At 64.0% G+C, this 20,460-nt stretch carries 19 protein-coding genes; 10 read left to right on the top strand and 9 right to left on the bottom strand.

The window, feature by feature from the left end; genetic code table 11:
• The first annotated feature begins 123 nt into the window (after positions 1-123).
• A complete protein-coding gene (locus LB523_RS02370) occupies positions 124-1,302 on the top strand; it encodes a lytic murein transglycosylase (RefSeq protein ID WP_095768976.1) in 1,179 nt (392 codons plus the stop codon).
• Between the two features lie 94 nt (positions 1,303-1,396).
• On the opposite strand, the gene LB523_RS02365 is transcribed toward LB523_RS02370, so the two are convergent.
• Complete coding sequence (locus tag LB523_RS02365) at positions 1,397-2,617, bottom strand: alanine racemase (RefSeq protein ID WP_224544844.1); 1,221 nt, start codon at positions 2,615-2,617, stop codon at positions 1,397-1,399.
• A 217-nt stretch (positions 2,618-2,834) separates the two neighbouring features.
• Between LB523_RS02365 and LB523_RS02360 the strand changes: the two genes are divergently transcribed.
• A complete protein-coding gene (locus LB523_RS02360; RefSeq protein ID WP_224600771.1) occupies positions 2,835-3,755 on the top strand; it encodes a DMT family transporter in 921 nt (306 codons plus the stop codon).
• A gap of 371 nt (positions 3,756-4,126) precedes the next feature.
• Here LB523_RS02360 and metF read toward each other — a convergent pair whose 3' ends face one another.
• Entirely contained in the window at positions 4,127-5,044 is a 918-nt protein-coding gene (gene metF / locus LB523_RS02355) for a methylenetetrahydrofolate reductase [NAD(P)H] (protein WP_224600770.1), read from the bottom strand.
• A complete protein-coding gene (locus LB523_RS02350; protein ID WP_095768972.1) occupies positions 5,044-6,066 on the bottom strand; it encodes an ArsR/SmtB family transcription factor in 1,023 nt (340 codons plus the stop codon). Before LB523_RS02350 ends, metF begins: the two co-directional genes overlap by 1 nt.
• A 139-nt stretch (positions 6,067-6,205) precedes the next feature.
• On the opposite strand from LB523_RS02350, the gene tsaA reads away from it, so the two are divergent.
• The 3 genes from tsaA to LB523_RS02335 all read left to right on the top strand — a co-directional run bounded on the left by tsaA (position 6,206) and on the right by LB523_RS02335 (position 8,173).
• Positions 6,206-6,712 (top strand): tRNA (N6-threonylcarbamoyladenosine(37)-N6)-methyltransferase TrmO, encoded by a 507-nt coding sequence (gene tsaA, locus LB523_RS02345; RefSeq protein WP_224600769.1) that lies wholly within the window; start codon positions 6,206-6,208, stop codon positions 6,710-6,712.
• A complete protein-coding gene (locus tag LB523_RS02340; RefSeq protein WP_224600768.1) occupies positions 6,709-7,023 on the top strand; it encodes a DUF2293 domain-containing protein in 315 nt (104 codons plus the stop codon). Before tsaA ends, LB523_RS02340 begins: the two co-directional genes overlap by 4 nt.
• A gap of 307 nt (positions 7,024-7,330) precedes the next feature.
• Entirely contained in the window at positions 7,331-8,173 is an 843-nt protein-coding gene (locus LB523_RS02335; protein ID WP_224600767.1) for an SDR family oxidoreductase, read from the top strand.
• A gap of 40 nt (positions 8,174-8,213) precedes the next feature.
• Here the strand turns inward: LB523_RS02335 and LB523_RS02330 are convergent, their stop codons facing one another.
• On the bottom strand, positions 8,214-8,843 hold the full coding sequence (locus LB523_RS02330) for an MOSC domain-containing protein (RefSeq protein WP_224600766.1): 630 nt from the start codon (positions 8,841-8,843) through the stop codon (positions 8,214-8,216).
• A gap of 184 nt (positions 8,844-9,027) precedes the next feature.
• Between LB523_RS02330 and LB523_RS02325 the strand changes: the two genes are divergently transcribed.
• The gene (locus tag LB523_RS02325; protein ID WP_140839651.1) at positions 9,028-9,594 is read left to right on the top strand and encodes a methyltransferase family protein; all 567 of its coding nucleotides are present in this window, start codon (positions 9,028-9,030) and stop codon (positions 9,592-9,594) included.
• Here the strand turns inward: LB523_RS02325 and LB523_RS02320 are convergent.
• From LB523_RS02320 to ettA, 3 genes are all read right to left on the bottom strand, one after another.
• Positions 9,591-10,712, bottom strand: coding sequence for a beta-ketoacyl-ACP synthase III (locus LB523_RS02320; protein ID WP_224600765.1), 1,122 nt, complete (start codon positions 10,710-10,712; stop codon positions 9,591-9,593). The genes LB523_RS02325 and LB523_RS02320 overlap by 4 nt on opposite strands.
• Before the next feature lie 119 nt (positions 10,713-10,831).
• A complete protein-coding gene (gene tam, locus LB523_RS02315) occupies positions 10,832-11,599 on the bottom strand; it encodes a trans-aconitate 2-methyltransferase (protein ID WP_224600764.1) in 768 nt (255 codons plus the stop codon).
• Between the two features lie 42 nt (positions 11,600-11,641).
• Positions 11,642-13,291, bottom strand: coding sequence for an energy-dependent translational throttle protein EttA (gene ettA / locus LB523_RS02310; protein ID WP_140839641.1), 1,650 nt, complete (start codon positions 13,289-13,291; stop codon positions 11,642-11,644).
• A gap of 266 nt (positions 13,292-13,557) precedes the next feature.
• Here ettA and LB523_RS02305 point away from each other — a divergent pair, with 266 nt between their 5' ends.
• Positions 13,558-14,835: a sensor domain-containing diguanylate cyclase gene (locus LB523_RS02305; protein WP_224600763.1), complete on the top strand. Its 1,278-nt coding sequence runs from the start codon at positions 13,558-13,560 to the stop codon at positions 14,833-14,835.
• 28 nt (positions 14,836-14,863) lie between these two features.
• On the opposite strand, the gene LB523_RS02300 is transcribed toward LB523_RS02305, so the two are convergent.
• Positions 14,864-15,874 (bottom strand): ribonuclease T2 family protein, encoded by a 1,011-nt coding sequence (locus LB523_RS02300; protein WP_224600762.1) that lies wholly within the window; start codon positions 15,872-15,874, stop codon positions 14,864-14,866.
• A gap of 194 nt (positions 15,875-16,068) precedes the next feature.
• Here LB523_RS02300 and LB523_RS02295 point away from each other — a divergent pair, with 194 nt between their 5' ends.
• From LB523_RS02295 to LB523_RS02285, 3 genes are all read left to right on the top strand, one after another.
• The gene (locus LB523_RS02295) at positions 16,069-17,001 is read left to right on the top strand and encodes an alpha/beta fold hydrolase (protein WP_224600761.1); all 933 of its coding nucleotides are present in this window, start codon (positions 16,069-16,071) and stop codon (positions 16,999-17,001) included.
• An 82-nt stretch (positions 17,002-17,083) separates the two neighbouring features.
• Positions 17,084-18,256, top strand: a complete 1,173-nt coding sequence (locus LB523_RS02290; RefSeq protein WP_224600760.1) for a CaiB/BaiF CoA transferase family protein — start codon at positions 17,084-17,086, stop codon at positions 18,254-18,256.
• Positions 18,253-19,902, top strand: coding sequence for a thiamine pyrophosphate-binding protein (locus LB523_RS02285; RefSeq protein ID WP_224600759.1), 1,650 nt, complete (start codon positions 18,253-18,255; stop codon positions 19,900-19,902). Before LB523_RS02290 ends, LB523_RS02285 begins: the two co-directional genes overlap by 4 nt.
• A gap of 65 nt (positions 19,903-19,967) precedes the next feature.
• Here the strand turns inward: LB523_RS02285 and LB523_RS02280 are convergent, their stop codons facing one another.
• On the bottom strand, positions 19,968-20,405 hold the full coding sequence (locus LB523_RS02280) for a CHRD domain-containing protein (protein ID WP_140839627.1): 438 nt from the start codon (positions 20,403-20,405) through the stop codon (positions 19,968-19,970).
• Positions 20,406-20,460 lie beyond the last annotated feature (55 nt).

The raw sequence follows: 20,460 nt of genomic DNA, 5'->3' as shown, positions 1-20,460 counted from the left end.
TCTGGAGCGGCGTACTCGTGCGAGTGCCTAGCGAGGCTCCCGAACTTTGAAATCCTCGCATGCGCCCGTCCGATCCCGTCCGGGGTCGCGATCGGGTCATGCGCCGGTCTCGAAAGGAAAGCGATGCGATTGCGCGTTGAAATCCTGGCGGCGCTCTTCGTCGGCGCGCTTGCGATGCCCGCGGCGGCGCAGGAATGCGGCGGCGATTTCGAGGCTTGGAAACAGGGCGTCGCGGCAGAAGCCAAGGCAGCCGGCGTCGGCGCCGTCGGGCTCGACGCGCTGGAGGACGCCACCATCGACCAGCGGGCGCTGGCGCGCGACCGCGCCCAGGGCGTCTTCACCCAGACTTTCACCGAATTTGCCAACCGCATGATTTCGACCTACCGCCTGAAGCAGGGTGCGGCCAATCTGAAGAAATATGCCGAAATCTTCGACCGCGCCGACAAGGAGTTCGGCGTCCAGCCGGCCATCATCGCTGCTTTCTGGGGGCTGGAGACCGACTTCGGCGCTGTCCAGGGCGACTTCCATACGCTGAATGCGCTGGTGACGCTTTCGCATGATTGCCGCCGCCCTCAGCTGTTTCGGCAGCAATTGGTGCCGCTGCTTACCTTGATCGACCGCGGCGTGCTGCCGGCCGACGTCAAGGGCGCCTGGGCCGGCGAAATCGGCCAGACGCAGATCCTGCCGACCGACTATCTGGCGCGCGGCGTCGACGGCGACGGCGACGGCAAGGTCGATCTGAGGAACAGCGTGCCGGACGTCATCATGACCACGGCCGACAAGATCATGTCGCGCGGCTGGAAGCGCGACCAGCCCTGGGTCCAGGAAGTGCGCGTCCCCGACGAAATGCCATGGGACCAGACCGGCCGCACCAACAAGCTGCCGCTGTCGCAATGGGCGCAGTGGGGCGTCACCGAACCCAACGGCAACCCGCTCATCGACAATGGTCTCAAGGCTGGCCTGGCGCTGCCGATGGGCCGCAAGGGTCCCGCCTTCCTGACCTATGACAATTTCGACGTCTATCTGGAATGGAACCAGTCCTTCACCTACGCGCTGACGGCGGCAGTGCTTGCGAGCCGCCTTGCCGGCGCGCCGCAATTCGATCCGCGCACGCCCGAGCAAGGCCTGAGCGGCGACCAGATGAAGGCGCTGCAGACAAAGCTCGAGGCCAAGGGCTACGACGTCGGCACCGTCGACGGTATCCTGGGCACCAACACGCGCGAGGCGGTCCGCAAGGAGCAGATGCGGCTTGGCCTGCCGGTGGATGGTTGGCCGACGCCGGAGCTTTTGGCGAAATTGTGAGAGCGAATAGCGAATAGAGAGTAGCGAATAGGGTTGGCCGGCGCTTCTTTCGCTTACACACTATTCGCTATTCGCTATTCGCTACTCCCTACTCCTAATCCGCCATCGTCTCCAAACTCGCGAACCCCTGCGGCGCGTCGCCCTCGTCGAACGGCGTCGTCACCTCGACAAATGTGTCTGGGAAGAAGCCGTTGAAGCGGGTCCTCAGCGACAGCGAGTAGGCGCCGATATGGCCGATCTCGATCCAGTCGCCGGTGTCGACCGTTTCCGGCAGCCAGAATGGCCTGGAAAGGATATCGACGGAATCGCAGGTCGCGCCGCAGACCTTGAACGGTACGATGGTTTTCTCGTCGCCGTTGCGGGTACGGATCGCGGGATCGGGAATGAAGCGGGCCGGCAGCGTGATCTTGCCGGTCCATGAATCCGACAGCGAGGCCCAGATGCCGTCATTGATGTAGAGCCGCTTGCCCTTGCGCAACAGCACCCGCACGATCAGCGAGAGACACCGCGCCACGATCACGCGTCCGGGCTCGGCCACCAGGGGCATCTGGTCGAACTGATATTCTTTCAGGTCGCCGGCCAGCCGCGACATCAATTGGCCGAGCGACGGCATCTCGATGTGCCTGCGATTGGGGTCGTGGCCGTATTCGGCGGGAAAGCCGCCGCCGACATCCAGGCCGGCAATGTCGAAGGTCAGGCGGTTGCGCACCCAGTCCGCCGAGGCGAGCGCACGTTCATAGGTATCGGGATCCTCGATCTGGCTGCCGACATGGAAGCAGAGGCCGACCTTGTAGCCGGTGCGATTCAGCCGCTCGGCAAGCTCGACCGCATTGGCCGGCCCGGCGCCGAACTTCTTCGACAGCTCGTAAGCCGCGTGGCCCTTGGTCTGGATGCGCACGAAGACGGTGAGAGCGCCCGGGTCGATATCGAGCGCACGCACGACGCGCGTCAGCTTGGTGATCTCGTCCTCATGGTCGAGCGAGATCACCCGGATGCCATATTTTTCAAGCGCCAGCTTGATGTCCGACTGCGCTTTGACCGGGTGCATGTAGAGCATCTCGGCGTCGGGCGAGACGGCGCGCACGGCGGCGAACTCGCCGGGCGAGGCGACGTCGAAGGCGCTGACGCCGGCTTCCACCAGCGTCTTGAGAACGATCTGCTCGCCATTGGTCTTGACCGCGTAAGCGGTCTTGCCGGGAAACATGCCCATGAACTGCAGGGCATCCTCCTTCAGCACCTGCGGGCGGAAACAGTAGACCGGGTCGTCGGGACGAAGCGCCAGTGCCGCCTCACGGGCATTTTCGAATCGCTGCATGGACGAATCCTCAGGTCTGGAGCGCGCACAATTAATCCTAGCTAGCCGCCAAAGAAAACAGTTCTGTGTCTTGGCGATCCGGAGCGGCCTGCTGCACATTTTGGCGACGCTAAAACAGCGGTCATGTTTCGGGTGGCTCTTGCCGCCGAACCCGATATCGGTTCTTGAGATGCTTTACGGGCCGAGGTTGCGATCGGCCCCCGGGGAGGAACAGGACATGTCGATTACGGCCGGCGCCGCGCCGACGCGCGGAGCGATGACGCTCAAGGATTGGGGGCAGCTTCTCCTGCTCGGCGCGATCTGGGGCGGTTCGTTCTTCTTTGCCCGCATCGCCGTTTCCGAGATCCATCCGCTGGCGCTGGTGCTGTTTCGCGTCGCCATCGCCGCGGCTGCACTTCACCTCTATCTGGCAGCCCGCGGCCCTTCGTTCCGGCTCGCCTTCCCGCATGCCGGCCTGTTCTTCCTGCTGGCGCTCACCAACAATGTCGTGCCCTTCTCGCTGATCTTCGCCGGCCAGACGCAGCTCGGCGCCGGCGTCGCTTCGGTGCTCAACGCCACGACGCCGTTCTGGACGCTGATCCTGGCCAATGCGCTCACGACCGACGAGAAGCTGTCCTGGAACAAGTTCGCCGGCATCGCGCTCGGTGTCGCCGGCACCGCGGTGATGATCGGACCCGGCCTGCTTGCCGGGCTTGGCGGACCGGTGTGGGCCAAGTTCGCACTGATGGGCGCTTCGATCTCCTACGCCGTCGCCCTGATGATCGCGCGCCGCTTCAAGGGCGTGCCGTCGCCCGTCATCGCCACCGGACAGCTGACCGCATCGACCATCATCATGATCCCGCTCGTGCTGATTGCGTATGGCCCCGCGGGGCTTTTCTCGGTCTCGCCGCCCGTCTGGGCCGCGGTTTTGGGCCTGGCGCTGCTTTCAACCGCCTTTGCTTACATCCTCTATTTCAACCTCGTCGCCTCGGCCGGCGCCACCAATGCCTCGCTGGTCACCCTGGTCGTGCCGGTCAGTGCGGTGCTGCTCGGCTTCCTGTTCCTCGGCGAACGGCTGGCCCTGTTCGAGATCGGCGGCATGACGCTGATCGGACTCGGCCTGGTCACCATAGACGGTCGCCTGTTTGGCCGATGGTAGCGGTGTCATGCCACGGCTCCGCCACAATTTATTCACAACGCTTGAGGCGGCTTTTGCCGAAGAGTTTCAACGGCTAACGATAAATCGGAAGTCGCAAATCCCACAATCATGTCGCATTGCAGCACGTTTTCCGCTTGCCTGTAACCCAAATGACTCTAGATTCCGGCCATAGCTCTGAAGAGGAGGCTATGGCATGGGACTGACGAGGCCGATCAACGCGTTGATGATTTGTGCCGCATTCGCATTCATCGGTGCCCTTATCATAGGTGTTCTTCCCTGACCCGCCAAAACCGGGAAGACCAGTACCGAGATATAGTCCAAACAGTTCGAAAAGGCCGGGTTCTACCCGGCCTTTTCCGTTGCAGCCTGCCCTATGCGGCGGCCGAACCCGCCGCCTCCGTCTCATGCGAGCGGATGCCGATCATGTGGCAGACGGCAAAGACGAGGTCGGCGCGGTTCATCGTGTAGAAATGGAAGTCGCCGACGCCGCGCTCGACAAGGTCGAGCACCTGTTCGGCGGCCACGGCGGAGGCCACAAGGGCATGCGTCTGCGGGTCGTTCTCCAGCCCCTCGAACCGCTCGGCCAGCCAGGCCGGCACCAGCGCCCCGCAGCGCGACGAGAAATTGGCGACCTGGGTGAAATTATGCACCGGGAGGATGCCCGGCACGATCGGGATGTAGATGCCGGCGCGGCGCGCCCGCTCGACATAGCGCTCGTAAAGGTCGTTGTCGAAGAAGAACTGGGTGATCGCCCGCGTCGCGCCATTGTCGGCCTTGCGCTTCAGCATATCGATGTCGGTGGCAAAATCCGGGCTTTCCGGATGCTTTTCCGGATAGGCCGAGACCGAGATGTCGAAATCGCCGGCGTTCTTCAGCGCCCCGACCAGTTCGGCGCCATTGGCATAGCCATCGGGATGCGGGTGGTAACTTGCGCCGACACCGGCCGCCGGATCGCCGCGCAACGCGACGAAACGTTTGACGCCCATATCCGCGAATTCGCGAATGACCGTGTCGACCTGATCGCGCGCGGCATCGACGCAGGTCATGTGCGCCGCCGGCGTCAGCGTCGTCTCGTTCAAGATGCGCATGACCGTGCGCGCCGTGCGCTCGCGGGTCGAACCGCCGGCGCCGTAGGTCACCGAGACGAATTTCGGCTTGAGCGGCTCCAGCTTTGTAACCGTGTCCCAGAGCCTTGCTTCCATCTCGTCGGTCTTCGGCGGGAAGAATTCGAACGAGACCCGGACCTTGTCACCGATGTCGGGGCGGCGGGAAAAGCGGAACTGGTTCATCAGGCTGTTTCCCCCATTGGATATGCCTTGGCGGGTAGCGAGTCATTGGATGGATCGGCGATCAGCAGTCGCCGATCGCGGCCGAGCCAGAGCTTCACCGTAAGCCTTGCCTCGTTACCGCCACGCGGCTCGAATTCCTGGCTGTCCTCGAGATCGAGGCCGGCCTCGGCGAACCAGTCGGACATCTGCCGGTCGGAAAAGCCCAGCCGCATATGGGCGTGCTGGTCGCGTAGGAATTCGAGCGCGTGGGGCGCGAAGTCGACGACGATCAGCCGGCCTGATGGCCTGAGCAGCCTCGCCGCCTCGGCGATGGCGCGCGCGGGATCGTCGAGATAGTGCAGCACCTGGTGGATTGTGACGAGATCGAAGGCGTTGCGCTCGACCGGCGGCGAAAAGATGTCGCCCTGGCGTACCTGCGCATTGGCGATGCCGGCCTTGTCGAGATTGGCGCGCGCCACGCTCAGCATCTCGCGCGACATGTCGATGCCGACGCCGCGCCGGTAGAGCGGCGCGAAGATTTCGAGCAGCCTGCCCGTGCCGGTGCCGAGGTCGAGCATCGACTGGAACGGCCGCTTGCCGACGAGCTTGATGAGTGCCGCTTCCACCGCGCGGTCCGGCACATGCAGCGAGCGGATATGATCCCAACTCGCGGCATTCTCGGAGAAATACTCGGCAGCCCGGTCCTGCCGCTTGCGCTTGACCGCCGCCAGCCGCTCGAGATCTCGCACCACCTGCGGATCGGCCTCGCTTATGGCCGAGACCAGACGCTGGACGAAATCGCGCGAATTATCGATGTCGGTCAGCCTGAAAAAAGCCCAGGACCCTTCCTGATAGCGGCCGATCAGCCCGGCATCGAGCAGCAGCTTGAGGTGCCGCGAGACGCGCGGCTGCGACTGGCCGAGGATCTCGGTGAGGTCGGAGACGGTGAGATCCCCGCGTGAAAGCAGCACCAGGATGCGCAGCCGGCTGGATTCGGCCGCCGCCTTCAATGTATCTACCATTGTGTCGAGCGAGACATGCATGAGCGGGCTCTCGTTGAAAGATATAAAGATATGTTTATGTCGATTTTGATACCCTGGCAAGCACTATGTCGCTTCCGGACAAGAAAATGGCGCAGCCGCGATCCGCGCCGGCAGGCGGTTTCTGGGCGGGATGAACAGGATGTTTGAGACACGCCAAGGTGAAATGCTTCTTGCGGCCGACCCGGCGCAGTTGCCGCCGGACGGCCAAGTGGTCTTCATCGGCCGCATCGTCTCACCATGGACCAGTCGCGAGGATTGCCCCAAGAACATGCGCGCCGCCCGGGAAACCGGGCGACCCGGGACAATCCTGATCGACCAGCCCTATCGACCGGGGTTGCAAAACCTGGAACGCGCCAGCCACGTCGTCATCCTGTCCTGGCTCCATCACGCGCCGCGGAATCTGATTGTGCAGAAACCGCGCCACGCGGCTGAAGCGAAAGGCGTTTTCTCGCTGCGCTCCCCTGCCCGGCCCAACCCTGTCGGCCTGCATGTAGCGAAGCTCGCCGCGCTCGACATCGAGGCCGGCCGGATCGGGATCGACGCCATCGATGTGCTCGACGGGACACCGGTCATCGACATCAAGCCCTATTACGCTTCCACGGATGCTTTCTCCGAAGCGACGGTCGCCGGGCGAGACGAGAAATGAGCGTCCCCACCGGCCGCCGCCGCGCCATCGCCAAGGCGCTGACTGCGCTTTTGCCGCTCGCGCCTTACGCCGACATGGAAAAGATCCGCGCCGACGCCGGTTCCGTGCACATGAAGAGCTTGCCGCCGACGATCGCGGTATGGCTGGCCACCATCGCCCATGTCCGCCACGTCCACACCGATTACGAAAAGCTGCTGGCCGAAGGCTACGACCGGGATTCGGCGCGCTTCTTCGTCATCGGGCGGACCAATGAGGTGCTCACCCGTTGGCGGGCGACACGGTTGCTTGAGGAAGACGAGGAGGACTCGTAAGGTCGACACTATCACCGACGTCTGATGGCGCTTGTTGGAAGAGGCGTGACGATCCCGCCGGCCGAGCGCAGCACGCTATCCTTGACCCGCGCCAAATAAATCCGCCAGCGCCTCTGGAAAAACGTCGAAAGCGCCGTACATGCAGCAAGCGGAGTATCCTCCGCTTATATCCGGAATACATCGTCCTCAAAGCAATTCCAGGAACGCTCGCAGTGGTTTTCCGTTCGATTACGCAAAAACAAGGACTTGGAGCGACTCGGCGATGCCGTAAACCGCAGAACCGTTCCAAGGGCAAGGATCGCAGATCATGACTGATAAAGTTTGGTTCATCACCGGATCGTCGAAGGGCTTTGGCCGCGTTTGGGCCGAGGCCGCGCTCGCCCGCGGCGATCGCGTCGCCGCAACTGCGCGCGATGCCGGCACGCTCGCCGATCTCGTCGAGAAATATGGCGACAAGGTCGCTGCCATGCAGCTCGATGTCACCGACAAGCACGCCGTCGACGCCGCTGTTGCCGAGGCGCACAGGCGTTTCGGCCGGCTCGACGTGGTCGTCAACAATGCCGGTTACGGCCATTTCGGCGCCATCGAGGAGGTCACGGAGCAGGAGGCGCGCGACCAGATCGAGACCAACGTCTTCGGAGCGCTATGGGTGACCCAGGCCGTGCTTCCCGTCATGCGGGCGCAACGCTCAGGCCACATCATCCAGATCTCCTCGATCGGCGGCGTCAACGCCTTTGCCTCGCTCGGCCTTTATCACGCCTCAAAATGGGCGCTGGAAGCCTTCAGCCAGTCGCTCAGCCTCGAGGTCGCCGGCTTCGGCATCCACGTCACCCTTGTCGAGCCGGGCGGCTTCTCCACAGACTGGGCCGGGCCGTCGGCCAGGGTCTCCAAGCCGTTGGACGCCTATGAGCCGGTCCGCGCAGCGATGGCCGAGCGCCGCAGCCGTTCCGTCGCTGGCGATCCGCAAGCGACCGGCCCGGCGATGCTGGCGATCGTCGATGCCGCCGAGCCGCCGCTCAGGGTCTTCTTCGGCGACGGCGGACTGCCGATGATCCGGCAGGAATATGCCAACCGCATCGCCACTTGGGAGAAATGGGATCACGTCTCGGTAATGGCGCAGGGCGCCAACAAGAACCGCAGGGCGGCCTAACCGCGAACGCCGCGCCGCTTTCGCGGCGCGGCCTCTTTGTTCAGGCCCGATAGATCCACTGCTCGGGCACCCGGATGGAAATCTCTTCGCCAGCTCTTATGACGCCCGGCTTCTCGACCCAGGCGACAAGGCCGCGCAGCCGTTTCGCCTCCTTTGGGAAGAGCAGCGCGGTGGCCTCCTGATCCGCTGCGCCGACATGCTCGGCGATCGACTGCCCGGCGAACCGGCACGGCTTGTTCTGGCCGTCGACCTTGAGCGTCACGCCGCCCTTGAAGAACATCAGCGAGCCGGCCGGCAGCATCGAAAGATGCGGCACGCCCTCGACCACAAGATTGGCGCCGATCCACTCCGGCTTGATCTGCTCGATCCCCATGCGTTGCGCGATGATGGCGAGCTCGTCCGCGGCCACAAGCGACAATTGCCGCTCGTTGCGCATTTCGGTGCCGCGCGGATACCAAGGCTCGCGCCCGCCCGACCGCCGCGTTGCGCCGGCATGGAAATCGCCCTCGATGCCGTCGAAGCCGAGCCGCAGTTCCTCCACCCGTTTTGTCTCGAAATGATCGTGCGGAGCGGCATAGAGCGCCGCCGCCTTTGCCGTCAGCTTGCGGCCGGGCACGATGTCGATTGTCGGTTCGGCCGCTGGAAAAAGCTCTAGGTTCGTTTCCTGCATGCCGCTGGTCTAAAGGCCGCTGAGAAGGCGGTCCAGTCGAAAGCGCTGATGATCCGATCACATCGTTTGATGGCGATCACGACGTTATTACCAGAAAACGCCGCCCCGCTGCACACGCGTCGCATTGCCGCCGTGCGGCCGTCATAAACGATGCGCGCTATATCGGGAGGGAGGAGGCTCGATCATGCAGGTCGGACACGCTGTAGCGGCGCTTTGGCTGTTCTGGGTGGTATCCTGGATCCTTGCCGCTGGCTGGGCAGACCCAGCGCAAAAGCGCGCCGATCTCAAGTCGGAGGCGCGTTATCGGGTCCTTTGGCTCGCCGGCACCATCCTGCTGTTCGTGCCGGCGCACGGCTATGCCGGCAGGCTGCGGCTGTGGACGCCGACGCTTGCCGAAGCCTGGATCTGCGTCGCCCTGATCGCCATCGGCATCGCTTTCGCCTGGTGGGCGCGCCTGCATCTCGGCCGCTTGTGGTCGGCAAATGTCACCGCCAAGGCTGATCATCGCGTCATCGATACCGGCCCCTATGGCCTGGTCCGCCACCCGATCTACACCGGACTGCTGCTGTCCGTCCTGGCGACCATGGCCGTCAAGGGCACGGTCTGGGGCATCGCCGGCGCCGCGCTGCTGCTCGTCGGCGTCGTCGTCAAGGCGCGGCTGGAAGAGAGCTTCCTGCGCGGTGAGCTCGGCCCGGCCTATGACGACTACGCCAGGCGCGTGCCGATGCTGGTGCCCTTCGCGCCGGCTTAAAGCATCCTGAGCAGCGCACCGCCGATCGAATAGCCGGCGCCGAAGGCGCAGATCAGGCCGAAATCGCCGGCCTTCATGTCGGCATGGTTCTCTGATAGCGCCACGATCGCGCCGGCGCCGGCGGTGTTGCCGAGCCGCTCCAGCACCATCGGCGCGCGGTCATGGTCGACGTCGTGGCCAAAGGACAGTTTCAGGATCATCGCATTCATGCGCGCATTGGCCTGATGCAGCCAGAAGCGGCGGATGCCTGCCGGCGTCAGCCCGTGCTCGGCCAGGAACTCGACGATGAATTTCTGGCCGGCGACGGTGACTTCCTTGAACACCTTGTTGCCGACCTGCTTGATGAGGTTGCCTTCCAGGTTGATCATGTAGGGATCGTTCTGGGCGGTGCGCGTGTAATACCCGAGATTGGTGCGGATGTTGTTCGACATCTGCGTCCAGGTGCGCGTGTCGAGCACCTCGAAGCGCCCCGGCCGCTTCTCACCTTGCGCCAGTCCCTCGACGACCATGGCGACCGAGGCGTCGCCGAAGATGAAATGCGTCTGCCGGTCGCGGAAGTTGAGATGCCCGGTGATGATCTCCGGCGTCGACACCAGGATGCGCTTATGCGCCCCTGCCCTCACCAGGTTGACCGCGACATGCAGCGCCGCCGCGGCGGAAGAGCAGCCAAGCCCCATGTCGAAGCCGGCGCCCTTGGTGCCCAGCGCCTCCTGCATCTCGATGGCGATGGCCGGATAGGGCCGCTGATGATGCGAGGCCGAGCAGATCACCAGGTCGATGTCCGACCCGTCGACCCCGGCATGGGCAAGCGCCTTCCTGGCAGAGGCGAGGCCGAACTCCGCCTCCAGCGACAGCGCGTCGTCGGGCCGCGCCGGAATGCGCGGCGACATGCGGGTCGGGTCGAGAATACCCTCGCGCTCGATTACATGACGGCTTCTCACGCCCGAGGCATGCACGATGAAGTCGCTGTCCGACTTTTGCAAAAGCGGCTCGCCGGTGTCGGCGCGGCGCGCATTCTCGGTATCGACCCAGCTGTTGAAGCTTGCAACCAGCTCTTCATTGGTGATGACGGGTTCAGGGATTTCGGCACCGATGCCGCTGATGATGACGCGATGCATGTTCAATCCGTCCGAGGGGGCGCCAAGTTATGCCGAGGCGAGGCGCTACACTTGTCGCATTTGCCCGATTTATTCCAGCTTAATTCGACAACCACCGCTGGCATTCAGGTGGTGGATGCTCAAGCGCGCTTGGCCACAATGAAGATGCGCGGGAAGCGCAGCAGCACCTTGCCGGTAGCCGTTCTCGGATAGGCTTTGGCGATCTTGGCGGTGTAGCTGTCGAGGAACAGCTTCTTCTCATCCGCATCGAGCGGATCGAGGAAGGGCTTCAGCCCCGTCGCCTCGACCCATTCGACGATCGCCTCAGCATCGGCCAGCGGATGGTTGTAGATGGTGTGCCAGATGTCGAGCCGGTCGGCGAGCGGCGACAGAAGATCGTAGTAGAAGGAAACCGGCGGCAGCGGCCCGCGCGCCGCGCCCTCGAGCTTGCCCGCAAACGGCACTTCCGCCGCGGTCTCGCGCATCAGTCGGTGCGAAGGCTCGCCGAGATTGTCGGGCATCTGGATGGCGAGGGCGCCGCCGGGCGCAAGCAATCCCGTCAGCCGTTGGAACACCGCCGGATGCTCCGGCAGCCACTGGAAGACGGCGTTGGCGAAGATGACGTCGACGGGATGCTGGGGCTGCCATCCGGCGGCATCCGCCAGCTCGAAATTGACATTCGGCAGCCGCGCCCGCGCCTTCTCGATCATGTCGGGCGAAGTATCGAAACCAAGCACCTCGGCGTCCGGCCAGCGCTCGACCAGAAGCTCGGTGGAATTGCCCGGACCGCAGCCGATATCGACGACGCGGCGCGGAAAATCGACCGGCACCTGCGCCACGAGATCGCGCGCGGGTCGCGTGCGCTCATCCTCGAACTTCAGATATTGGGCGGCGGACCAGTCAGCCATGTGAGAGAACCTTGCTTTGTTCGCCGCCCTTGGGGACTGATCCTACCGCGTCAGCCGCTTGTGGGTCATGCGGTGCGGAGTCGCCGCTTCGGCGCCCAGGCGGCGCAGCTTGTCCTTCTCATATTCCTCGAAATTGCCTTCGAACCATTCGACATGAGCGTCGCCTTCGAAGGCGAGCATGTGGGTGGCCATGCGGTCGAGGAACATGCGGTCGTGGCTGATGATGACGGCGCAGCCGGCATAGGCTTCGAGCGCGTCTTCCAGAGCGCCCAGCGTTTCGGTATCGAGGTCGTTGGTCGGTTCGTCGAGCAGAAGCACGTTGCCGCCGCCCTTCAGCATCTTGGCCAGGTGGACGCGGTTTCGCTGGCCGCCCGACAGGTTGCCGACCTTCTGCTGCTGGTCGCCGCCGCGGAAGTTGAACGACGAGCAGTAGGCGCGGCTGTTGACCTCGTGCTTTCCGAGCTTGATGACCTCGGCGCCGCCGGAAATCTCTTCCCATACGGTCTTATTCGGGTCGAGCGCGTCGCGGCTCTGGTCGACATAGCCGAGCCGCACCGTCTCGCCCTTGCGGATCGAGCCGGCATCCGGTGTTTCCTGGCCCGTGATCATCTTGAACAGCGTCGTCTTGCCGGCGCCGTTCGGGCCGATGACGCCGACGATGCCGCCCGGCGGCAGCTTGAACGAAAGGTTCTCGATCAGGAGTTCGTCGCCGAAGCCCTTGTTGAGGCCTTCGACCTCGATGACGAGATTGCCGAGGCGCTCGCTCGACGGGATGACGATCTGCGTGTCGGTCGGCTTGCGGTTCTGCGACTGCTCGACAAGTTCCTCATAGGCCTTGATACGCGCCTTGGACTTGGTCTGGCGCGCCTTGGGCGAGGACTGGATCCACTCGCGCTCGCGCCAGATCGACTTCTGGCGGGCGTCGTCCTCGCGGCCTTCCTGGATCAGGCGCTTGGCCTTGGCGTCGAGATATTTGGTGTAATTGCCCTCGTAAGGGATGCCGCGGCCGCGATCGAGCTCGAGGATCCAGCCGGTCACGTTGTCCAGGAAGTAGCGGTCGTGGGTGATGATCAGCACCGAGCCCGGATAGTCGCGCAGATGCTTTTCCAGCCATTGCGTGGTCTCGGCGTCGAGATGGTTGGTCGGCTCGTCGAGCAGCAAGAGGTCGGGCTGCTCGAGCAGCAGCCGGCACAGCGCCACGCGGCGGCGCTCGCCGCCCGACAGGTTGGTCACTTCGGAGTCAGGTGGCGGACACTGCAGCGCGTCCATCGCCATCTCGACCTGCTGCTCCAGGTCCCAAAGATTGAGCCGGTCCATCTCGTCCTGGAGCTTGGCCGACTCGTCCGCCGTCTCGTCGGAATAGTTCATCATCAGCTCGTTGTAGCGCTCGATGATGGCGGTCTTCCTGGCGACGCCGTCCATGACGTTCTCGCGCACGGTCTTGGTGTTGTCGAGCTGCGGCTCCTGCGCCAGATAGCCGACGGTAGCGCCCTCGGCCAGCCACGCCTCGCCCTGGAACTCCTTGTCGAGCCCGGCCATGATGCGCAGGATCGTCGACTTGCCCGAGCCGTTGGGACCGAGAATGCCGATCTTGGCATCCGGATAGAAGGACAGGTGAACGTTGTCGAGCACCTTCTTGGTGCCGTAGGCCTTCGACAGGCCGGACATGTGATAGATGAACTGGCGAGCCACGCGCGCTTTCCCTGGAAACTGAAGTGTCAAGGTGGATGGGGGTTGGGCGCTATGTAGGCGATGAAGCGCCGAACGGCAATCGCTTTCGGCGCGAAACGCGCCAATCCGCGCGGATTCGCCGGTTTGCGGCGCCCAAATTCACTCAGGGCTTTTTCGCCGCTCTCGCGATCGTGCGAAATCAGAGCTTAACCATTCGCCTTCAAAACGATGTTAGGTTGGCAAATCGCGGCCATGCTGCGGTTTCGGGGAAGGATCGGATCGACGACGTGCTGAACGGTGCCCTGCTCCTTGCCGAAGCGGTTCTCTATTTCGGCGCCATGGTCACGCTTTTCCGTTTCCGGCGCCGCATCGGGCTTGGCGTGTTCATCTGCGCGCTCGGCGTCATGCATTTCCTCGAAACCTACCTTGCCAGCGTCTTCTATGTCGCGCTGCCGTTCGGGCTGGTGTCGCCGGGCTCCGCCGTGCTCTTCTCCGGCAAGCTCGTCATGCTGCTTCTGCTCTACATGAAGGAGGATGCGGCGACGGTTCGCCAGCCGATCTACGGCCTGCTGCTTGGCAACGCCGTGATGATCGGGCTGGTGCTGGTCCTGCGCCTGCACGCGATCGCTCCACTTCCAAGCGGCAAGCTTCCCGATATCGCCTTCATCGACGAGATGGGTTGGCTGATGGTCTGGGGCACCTCGCTGCTCTTCGTCGACTCCATCCTGATCATCCTGCTCTACGAGAAGCTCGGCAGCTATCTGCGCGCTAGGCCATTCATGCGCATCCTCGCATCGGTCGCCTGCGTGCTCACCTTCGATCAGGCCGGCTTCTTCACCGCGCTGCATTTCGTCGCCGGCGCGCCGCTCGAGGTCTTCTTCGGCGGCTGGTTCGCCAAGATGGGCGCCGCGCTTGCCTATAGCGGCATGCTCGTCGCCTATCTGAAATGGATCGAAGACCACGATATCGCCGTGCCACGCGGCCTCTCCGACATTTTCGACGCCCTCACCTATCGCGAACGCTACGAAGCGCTGATCAAATATGTCGGCCGCGACGGCCTCACCGGCCTGCTGCATCGCGGCAGTTTCGATGCCGACGGCGAGTCCGCGGTGTCGTCCGCCATCAGGATCGGCAAGCCGCTCAGCCTGCTCATCGTCGACGTCGACCATTTCAAGTCGATCAACGACAGCTTCGGTCATGCCGAGGGCGACAAGGTGCTGAAATCGATGGCTGCCCTGCTGGCCGAGACCGTCGGCGGCAACGATCAGGTGTTCCGCATCGGCGGCGAGGAATTCGCCGTGCTGACGCAACAGTCGCACGCGCCGGCCAGGCTGCTCGGCGAGACTATCAGGAACGCCACGAAGACCTCGGCGCATACCGGCCGCTACAACATCACCGTGAGTGCCGGCGTCTCCACCGTCAGCGAGACGACGCGCTGTCTTGCCGACATTTTCGCGCTGGCCGACCAGCGCCTCTACAAGGCGAAGTTGAGCGGCCGCGACCGCGTCGTCGGCGAACCTGGCAGCGAGGCTATCATCCTGCAGACGGCCTCCCGATCAGCCTGACAAAGAACGGGCTGACCAAAATTCTCGCCTATTGAAAACCGATCGCGTCGACCGTGCCCTTCGGGCAACCGGCCTTGGCTGTCGGCGCCGACCCCATCAGGAGATCAGCCAGCTTGCTGTCCGGGCCGATCGGACCGGACAGGCCGAGCGTGATCTCGCCGATCATACGCCTGCCGCTCGACGGATCGACCAGACACGACACGCGTACGCGATCCCCGGCGCCGGGACCGAAAGCCTGGTTGAAGGCGCCGCGGATCGCATCCGATGTCAGCTGCTTGCCGATGTTCTTGTTGAACAGATCGCGCACCGCCGAGGCGTTCACCGCCCGCATCAGGTTCAGCGCGTCTGAGAAATAGTCCTGCTGGTTCTTGCCGTAGCAGGTGCCGTGCTTGATCCATTCGTGGCGCTCGAGCCTGGACGCCGTGCCCGGCATCACCTGGTCGAGTTCGGCACGCGTCTTTGCGTCGAGATCGACCGGCGGCAGGTCTCCCCAATGCGCCGGATTGTCATTGGCCTTGTCGTTCGCCGAGACCTGGCAATAGAAATTGCCGTTCGGCTGCGGCCACAGCCCATGCAGCGTGAAGTGCGAGGCATCGAACTCGCTCGGGCTCTGTGCCTTGCATTCGGGCTTGCTCGCCTTGGTCTCGCAGAAAGCCGGCTGCCAGCTCAGCGCAAAGACATATTCGGGTTTTCCCGAGGCTGACGGCGACGGTTTGGCCTGGCCGGCAGGCGCCGGGGTCATCTGCGCGCTGCCGCCGTTGACGTGGCCGCAGCTGATCTTCACCCAGCGCCGCTCTGGGTCGGCGCCCGGCACCTGGAGAAGGTAGTGCGTGGGCTCGTCCTTGTTGCCGGCAAGAAGGTCGTAGCTTTTGCCGGCTTCGGTCGAGATGTTGCCGGGGTTCTTGCCGCTCTTGATGGCCTGCGTCGCCGGGCAGGCGCTGTCGGCAACGAACGTGCCGCTCATCTTCACGTCGGCATGCGCCACCCCGGCACCGGCCAGCGCCAGCACCATCGAACCCCATAATGCCCAAACCCGCATCCCGCTCTCCCGGCGATCATTGAACCGTATTGGATACGTCACACTAGAACAGTCGACGTGTCAGAATTGCGATCTTTTTCGCCGCTCGAAAAAACAATCCCCAGCTGAGCGCTTCCCATTGGCATGTTCGCAAGCGCGCTCATCCTCTTGACGCCGGCAAACGCCGCGCCCAACAGTCGCCGAGGGAGCGACACATGCCATTCGACAGAAAGACCAGCCTGGCCTCACCGACCGGGGCCGACCTCAACCTCTATGTGAAACACGCGGAGGCGAAGCCACGCGCCTTGGTCCAGATCAACCATGGACTGGCCGAGCACGCGGCGCGTTATGCCCGCTTTGCCGATTATCTCGCGCCGCGCGGATTCCACGTCTATGCCCATGATCATCGCGGCCATGGCGCGACAAAGGCGCCCGACGCGCCGCTCGGCAAATTCGCCGACAGCGACGGCATCGCCAAGGTGATCGCCGATGTCGAGGCCGTGCACGACCTGATCGCGGCCGAGCATCCGGGCTTGCCGGTGATCGCCTTGGGACATTCGCTGGGCGCCTCGGTGGCGCTGAATTTTGTCCTGCGCCATTCCGGGCGTGTCCATGCCGCCGCGATCTGGAACGGCAATTTCTCGCAAGGCCGGCTCGGGCAACTGGCGCTTGGCATTCTAGGCTGGGAGCGGATGCGGCTCGGCTCCGACGTGCCGTCGCGGCTTCTGCCCAAGCTCACCTTCCAGGCTTGGGGCAAGGCGGTGCCAAATCACCGGACCCTGTTCGACTGGCTGTCGCGCGACCCGGTCGAGGTCGACAAATATATCGCCGACCCGCTTTGCGGCTGGGATGCGTCGGTCTCGATGTGGCGCGACGTAGTCGACATGGCGCTGCACGCCGGCAAGGATTCCAGCTTCACCGGCGTCCGCCGCGACCTTCCTTTCAATCTCATCGGCGGCGAGAAGGACCCCGCGTCGGACTACGGCAAGGCGGTCCATCACCTGGCAACGCGCATGCAGGCAATGGGCTTTTCGAATCTGGTTTCAAAGGTTTACCCGGAAACCCGCCATGAAAGCCTGAACGATATCAATCGCGATGCCGTCATGAATGATTTCGTCGCTTGGGCGGACAGCGTGCTGAAATCCTGATCCGGCTTGGCCCACTGCAAGGGCCGTGACAGGTGCGGCTGCTGTTGATAGAGCCTGCGTTTCCGACCCATTACGGTGATCCATGGCCGAACCTCCGCTGAAAGGCATCCGCGTTATCGAGCTCGCCCGCATCCTGGCCGGTCCCTGGGCCGGGCAGTTGCTCGCCGATCTCGGCGCCGATGTCATCAAGGTCGAGAGCCCCGATGGCGGCGACGACACTCGCAAATGGGGTCCGCCCTTCGTCATGAGCCATGATGGCGAGAACCTGTCGGCCGCCTATTACCACTCCTGCAATCGCGGCAAGCGTTCCATCGCCGTCGATTTCTCCAAGCCCGACGGTGCCGGGACGCTGCGCAAGCTGGTCGCCACCGCCGACGTGCTGATCGAGAACTTCAAGCTCGGCGGCCTGAAGAAATACGGCCTCGATTACGAGAGCCTGAAGGCGATCAATCCGCGCCTCGTCTATTGCTCGATCACCGGCTTTGGCCAGGACGGCCCCTACGCGCCGCGCGCTGGCTACGATTTCATCATCCAGGCCATGGCCGGCATGATGTCGATCACCGGCGAGCCCGGCCGCGAGCCACAGAAGGCCGGCGTCGCCATCTCGGATCTCTTCACCGGCCTCTATTCGGTGATCGCCATCCAGGCAGCACTGCGCCACGCCGAAAAGACCGGTGAGGGCCAGCATATCGACATGGCGCTCTTCGACAGCCAGATCTCGGCGCTCGGCAACCAGAACCTCAACTATCTGATTTCCGGCAAGTCGCCGGTGCAGATGGGCAATGCGCATATGAACATCGCCCCTTACGAGGTGCTGCCGGTCAGGGACGGCCACATCATCCTGGCGGTCGGCAATGACGGCCAGTTCGGCAAGTTCTGCGCCGTAGTCGGCCTGACGGATCTGCCCGCCAATCCGGATTTCGCCACCAACCCTGCCCGCGTCGCCAACCGGGTGAAGCTGCGCGAACTGATTATCGCGACGCTGAGCACCTGGGATCGCGATCCGCTGCTGGCGAAGCTCGAGGCTGCCGGCGTGCCGGCAAGCCCGATCAACACTATCGGCCAGATGTTCGACGATCCGCAGACGATCGCGCGCGGCATGCGGCTCGATCTCGACGACGGCCACGGCAATCGCCTGCCTTCGGTGCGCGCGCCGATGGTGATGTCGGGCACGCCGCTCGTCTATGAACGCCCCTCGCCGCGCCTTGGCGAGCACACGGACGAAATCCTTGCCGAATTGGAGAGAGCAAAATGAAGACCGGCGGACAACTGATCGTCGAGGCGCTGGAAGCGAACGGCACCGACCGCATCTTCTGCGTTCCGGGCGAATCCTATCTCGCCGTCCTCGACGCGCTGCACGACTCTTCGATCCGCACCATCGTATGCCGCCAGGAAGGGGGTGCTGCGATGATGGCCGACTGCCAGGGTCGGCTGACCGGCAAGCCCGGCATCTGCTTCGTCACCCGCGGCCCCGGCGCCACCAATGCTTCGGCCGGCGTCCACATCGCCATGCAGGATTCTGTGCCGATGATCCTGTTCATCGGCCAGGTCGCCAGCCACGCCAAGGAGCGCGAGGCCTTCCAGGAGGTCGATTACAAGCGCTTCTTCGGCGACATCGCCAAATGGGTGGTCGAGATCGACGACGCCGCGCGCATTCCAGAATTCGTGACCCGCGCCTTCGCCGTCGCAACCTCCGGCCGCCCCGGCCCGGTGGTCATCTCGCTGCCGGAGGACATGCTGACCGACGAGGTCGAGGCTCCGGAAGCGCTGCCGCACACGCCGGTCGAGACGCGTCCCGGTGAAGCCGAGCTAGACGCGCTGGAGATGCTGCTGAGCAATGCCAAGCGTCCCTTCGTCATCCTCGGCGGCACGCGCTGGAACGGGGAAGCGGTGGCGCATATGCGCCAGATCGCCGAGGCCTGGTCGCTGCCGGTCGGCTGCTCCTTCCGGCGCCAGATGCTGTTCGACCATCTGCATCCGAATTATGCCGGCGATGTCGGCATCGGCATCAATCCCAAGCTGGCGGAGCGGATCAAGCAAGCCGACGTGGTGCTCTTGATCGGCGGCCGCCTTGGCGAGATGCCGTCTTCCGACTACACGCTGCTGAAGAGCCCCTACCCCGACCAGGCGCTGGTGCATGTCCACGCCGATGCCGGCGAGCTCGGTCGCGTCTACCGGCCGACGATAGCGATTAACGCGTCGCCCGCCGCTTTTGTCGAGGCTTTCGCCAGGCGAAAGCCAACGGCCAAGCCTGCCTGGGCGGCCGAGACGGAAAAGGCGCACGCCGCCTATCTCGAATGGTCGACGCCGCCGCAGACCGGCCCGGGCGCCGTCCAGATGGGCCCGATCATGGACTACCTCGGAAAGGTTCTGCCGGAAGATGCCATCCTCACCAATGGCGCCGGCAACTATGCCACCTGGGTGCATCGCTTCTACCGCTCGCGCCGCTTCGGCACGCAGGCGGCGCCCACGTCCGGCTCGATGGGCTACGGCACGCCCGCGGCGGTCGCCGCCAAGTCGCTGTTCCCGGATCGCACTGTGGTTGCCTTCGCCGGCGACGGCTGCTTCCTGATGAACGGCCAGGAGTTCGCGACGGCTGTCCAGTATGACCTGCCGATCGTCGTGATCGTCGTCAACAACGGCATTTACGGCACGATCCGCATGCATCAGGAGCGGGAATATCCAAGCCGCGTCGTCGCCACCACCCTCAAGAACCCTGACTTCGCGGCGCTCGCCCGCGCCTATGGCGGCCATGGCGAGACGGTGGAAAAAACCGCCGACTTCGCGGCGGCCTTCGAACGCGCGCGCGCCAGCGGCAAGCCGGCGATCGTCGAGATCAAGCTCGATCCCGAAGCGATCACGCCGACCCGCACGCTGACGCAGATCCGCAACAAGGCGTAAGGCAGCCTGCTGCCTTTCTGCCGGCTGCACGACAAAAGCGGCGGTGAACCGCCCCTTTTGCGTCTTTACATCGCCTTCTCGATCTGGCCGCGGATCTCGCCGTCCTTGTTCTTGGCGGTGTGGACGTTGACGTAGTATTTGCCGGCTTCCAGATCGGCTGCCTGCGCGTCGGTCAACGTCGCCGATCCCTTGATCGGGCTCTTCAGCTTCTTGAACGGGATGACCGGGTCAGCGTTCGCGCCCATGTCCGCCGGGCCGTGGATGTGGGCGGCCACGGCAGGCCCGCTAAGGCCGGAATATTTGACGTTCCAGCTGAGCTTCTTGCTTGTGGTGTCGAAGGTAAGTGTGGCGGTTCCCTTGCCCTTGGTGGTGACGGGCGGGCTCTGCTGACTGCCGTCGAGCGTCGCCTTGTACTTCACCATCTCGGCCATGGCCGGCGATGCAAGAAGGAAGGCGGTCGAAACGGCCAAGGCCGAAAGCATCGGCACGGATAGGATGCGCATGAAGAACCTCCGTTGATTGCAGCATCCTTCGCGGCTCCCCGGCGCGCGGATGCGC

The sequence above is a fragment of the Mesorhizobium sp. ESP-6-4 genome (genome assembly GCF_020164735.1).
Lineage (GTDB): Bacteria > Pseudomonadota > Alphaproteobacteria > Rhizobiales > Rhizobiaceae > Mesorhizobium.
This window is presented reverse-complemented; position numbering and strand designations above follow the sequence as displayed.

Excerpts from the sequence above, each read along its gene's own strand:
- LB523_RS02370 (WP_095768976.1), top strand. The coding sequence starts at position 124 with ATGCGATTGCGCGTTGAAATCCTGGCGGCGCTCTTCGTCGGCGCGCTT.
- LB523_RS02365 (WP_224544844.1), bottom strand. The coding sequence starts at position 2,617 with ATGCAGCGATTCGAAAATGCCCGTGAGGCGGCACTGGCGCTTCGTCCC.
- LB523_RS02360 (WP_224600771.1), top strand. The coding sequence starts at position 2,835 with ATGTCGATTACGGCCGGCGCCGCGCCGACGCGCGGAGCGATGACGCTC.
- metF (WP_224600770.1), bottom strand. The coding sequence starts at position 5,044 with ATGAACCAGTTCCGCTTTTCCCGCCGCCCCGACATCGGTGACAAGGTC.
- LB523_RS02350 (WP_095768972.1), bottom strand. The coding sequence starts at position 6,066 with ATGCATGTCTCGCTCGACACAATGGTAGATACATTGAAGGCGGCGGCC.
- tsaA (WP_224600769.1), top strand. The coding sequence starts at position 6,206 with ATGTTTGAGACACGCCAAGGTGAAATGCTTCTTGCGGCCGACCCGGCG.
- LB523_RS02340 (WP_224600768.1), top strand. The coding sequence starts at position 6,709 with ATGAGCGTCCCCACCGGCCGCCGCCGCGCCATCGCCAAGGCGCTGACT.
- LB523_RS02335 (WP_224600767.1), top strand. The coding sequence starts at position 7,331 with ATGACTGATAAAGTTTGGTTCATCACCGGATCGTCGAAGGGCTTTGGC.
- LB523_RS02330 (WP_224600766.1), bottom strand. The coding sequence starts at position 8,843 with ATGCAGGAAACGAACCTAGAGCTTTTTCCAGCGGCCGAACCGACAATC.
- LB523_RS02325 (WP_140839651.1), top strand. The coding sequence starts at position 9,028 with ATGCAGGTCGGACACGCTGTAGCGGCGCTTTGGCTGTTCTGGGTGGTA.
- LB523_RS02320 (WP_224600765.1), bottom strand. The coding sequence starts at position 10,712 with ATGCATCGCGTCATCATCAGCGGCATCGGTGCCGAAATCCCTGAACCC.
- tam (WP_224600764.1), bottom strand. The coding sequence starts at position 11,599 with ATGGCTGACTGGTCCGCCGCCCAATATCTGAAGTTCGAGGATGAGCGC.
- LB523_RS02300 (WP_224600762.1), bottom strand. The coding sequence starts at position 15,874 with ATGCGGGTTTGGGCATTATGGGGTTCGATGGTGCTGGCGCTGGCCGGT.
- LB523_RS02295 (WP_224600761.1), top strand. The coding sequence starts at position 16,069 with ATGCCATTCGACAGAAAGACCAGCCTGGCCTCACCGACCGGGGCCGAC.
- LB523_RS02290 (WP_224600760.1), top strand. The coding sequence starts at position 17,084 with ATGGCCGAACCTCCGCTGAAAGGCATCCGCGTTATCGAGCTCGCCCGC.
- LB523_RS02285 (WP_224600759.1), top strand. The coding sequence starts at position 18,253 with ATGAAGACCGGCGGACAACTGATCGTCGAGGCGCTGGAAGCGAACGGC.
- LB523_RS02280 (WP_140839627.1), bottom strand. The coding sequence starts at position 20,405 with ATGCGCATCCTATCCGTGCCGATGCTTTCGGCCTTGGCCGTTTCGACC.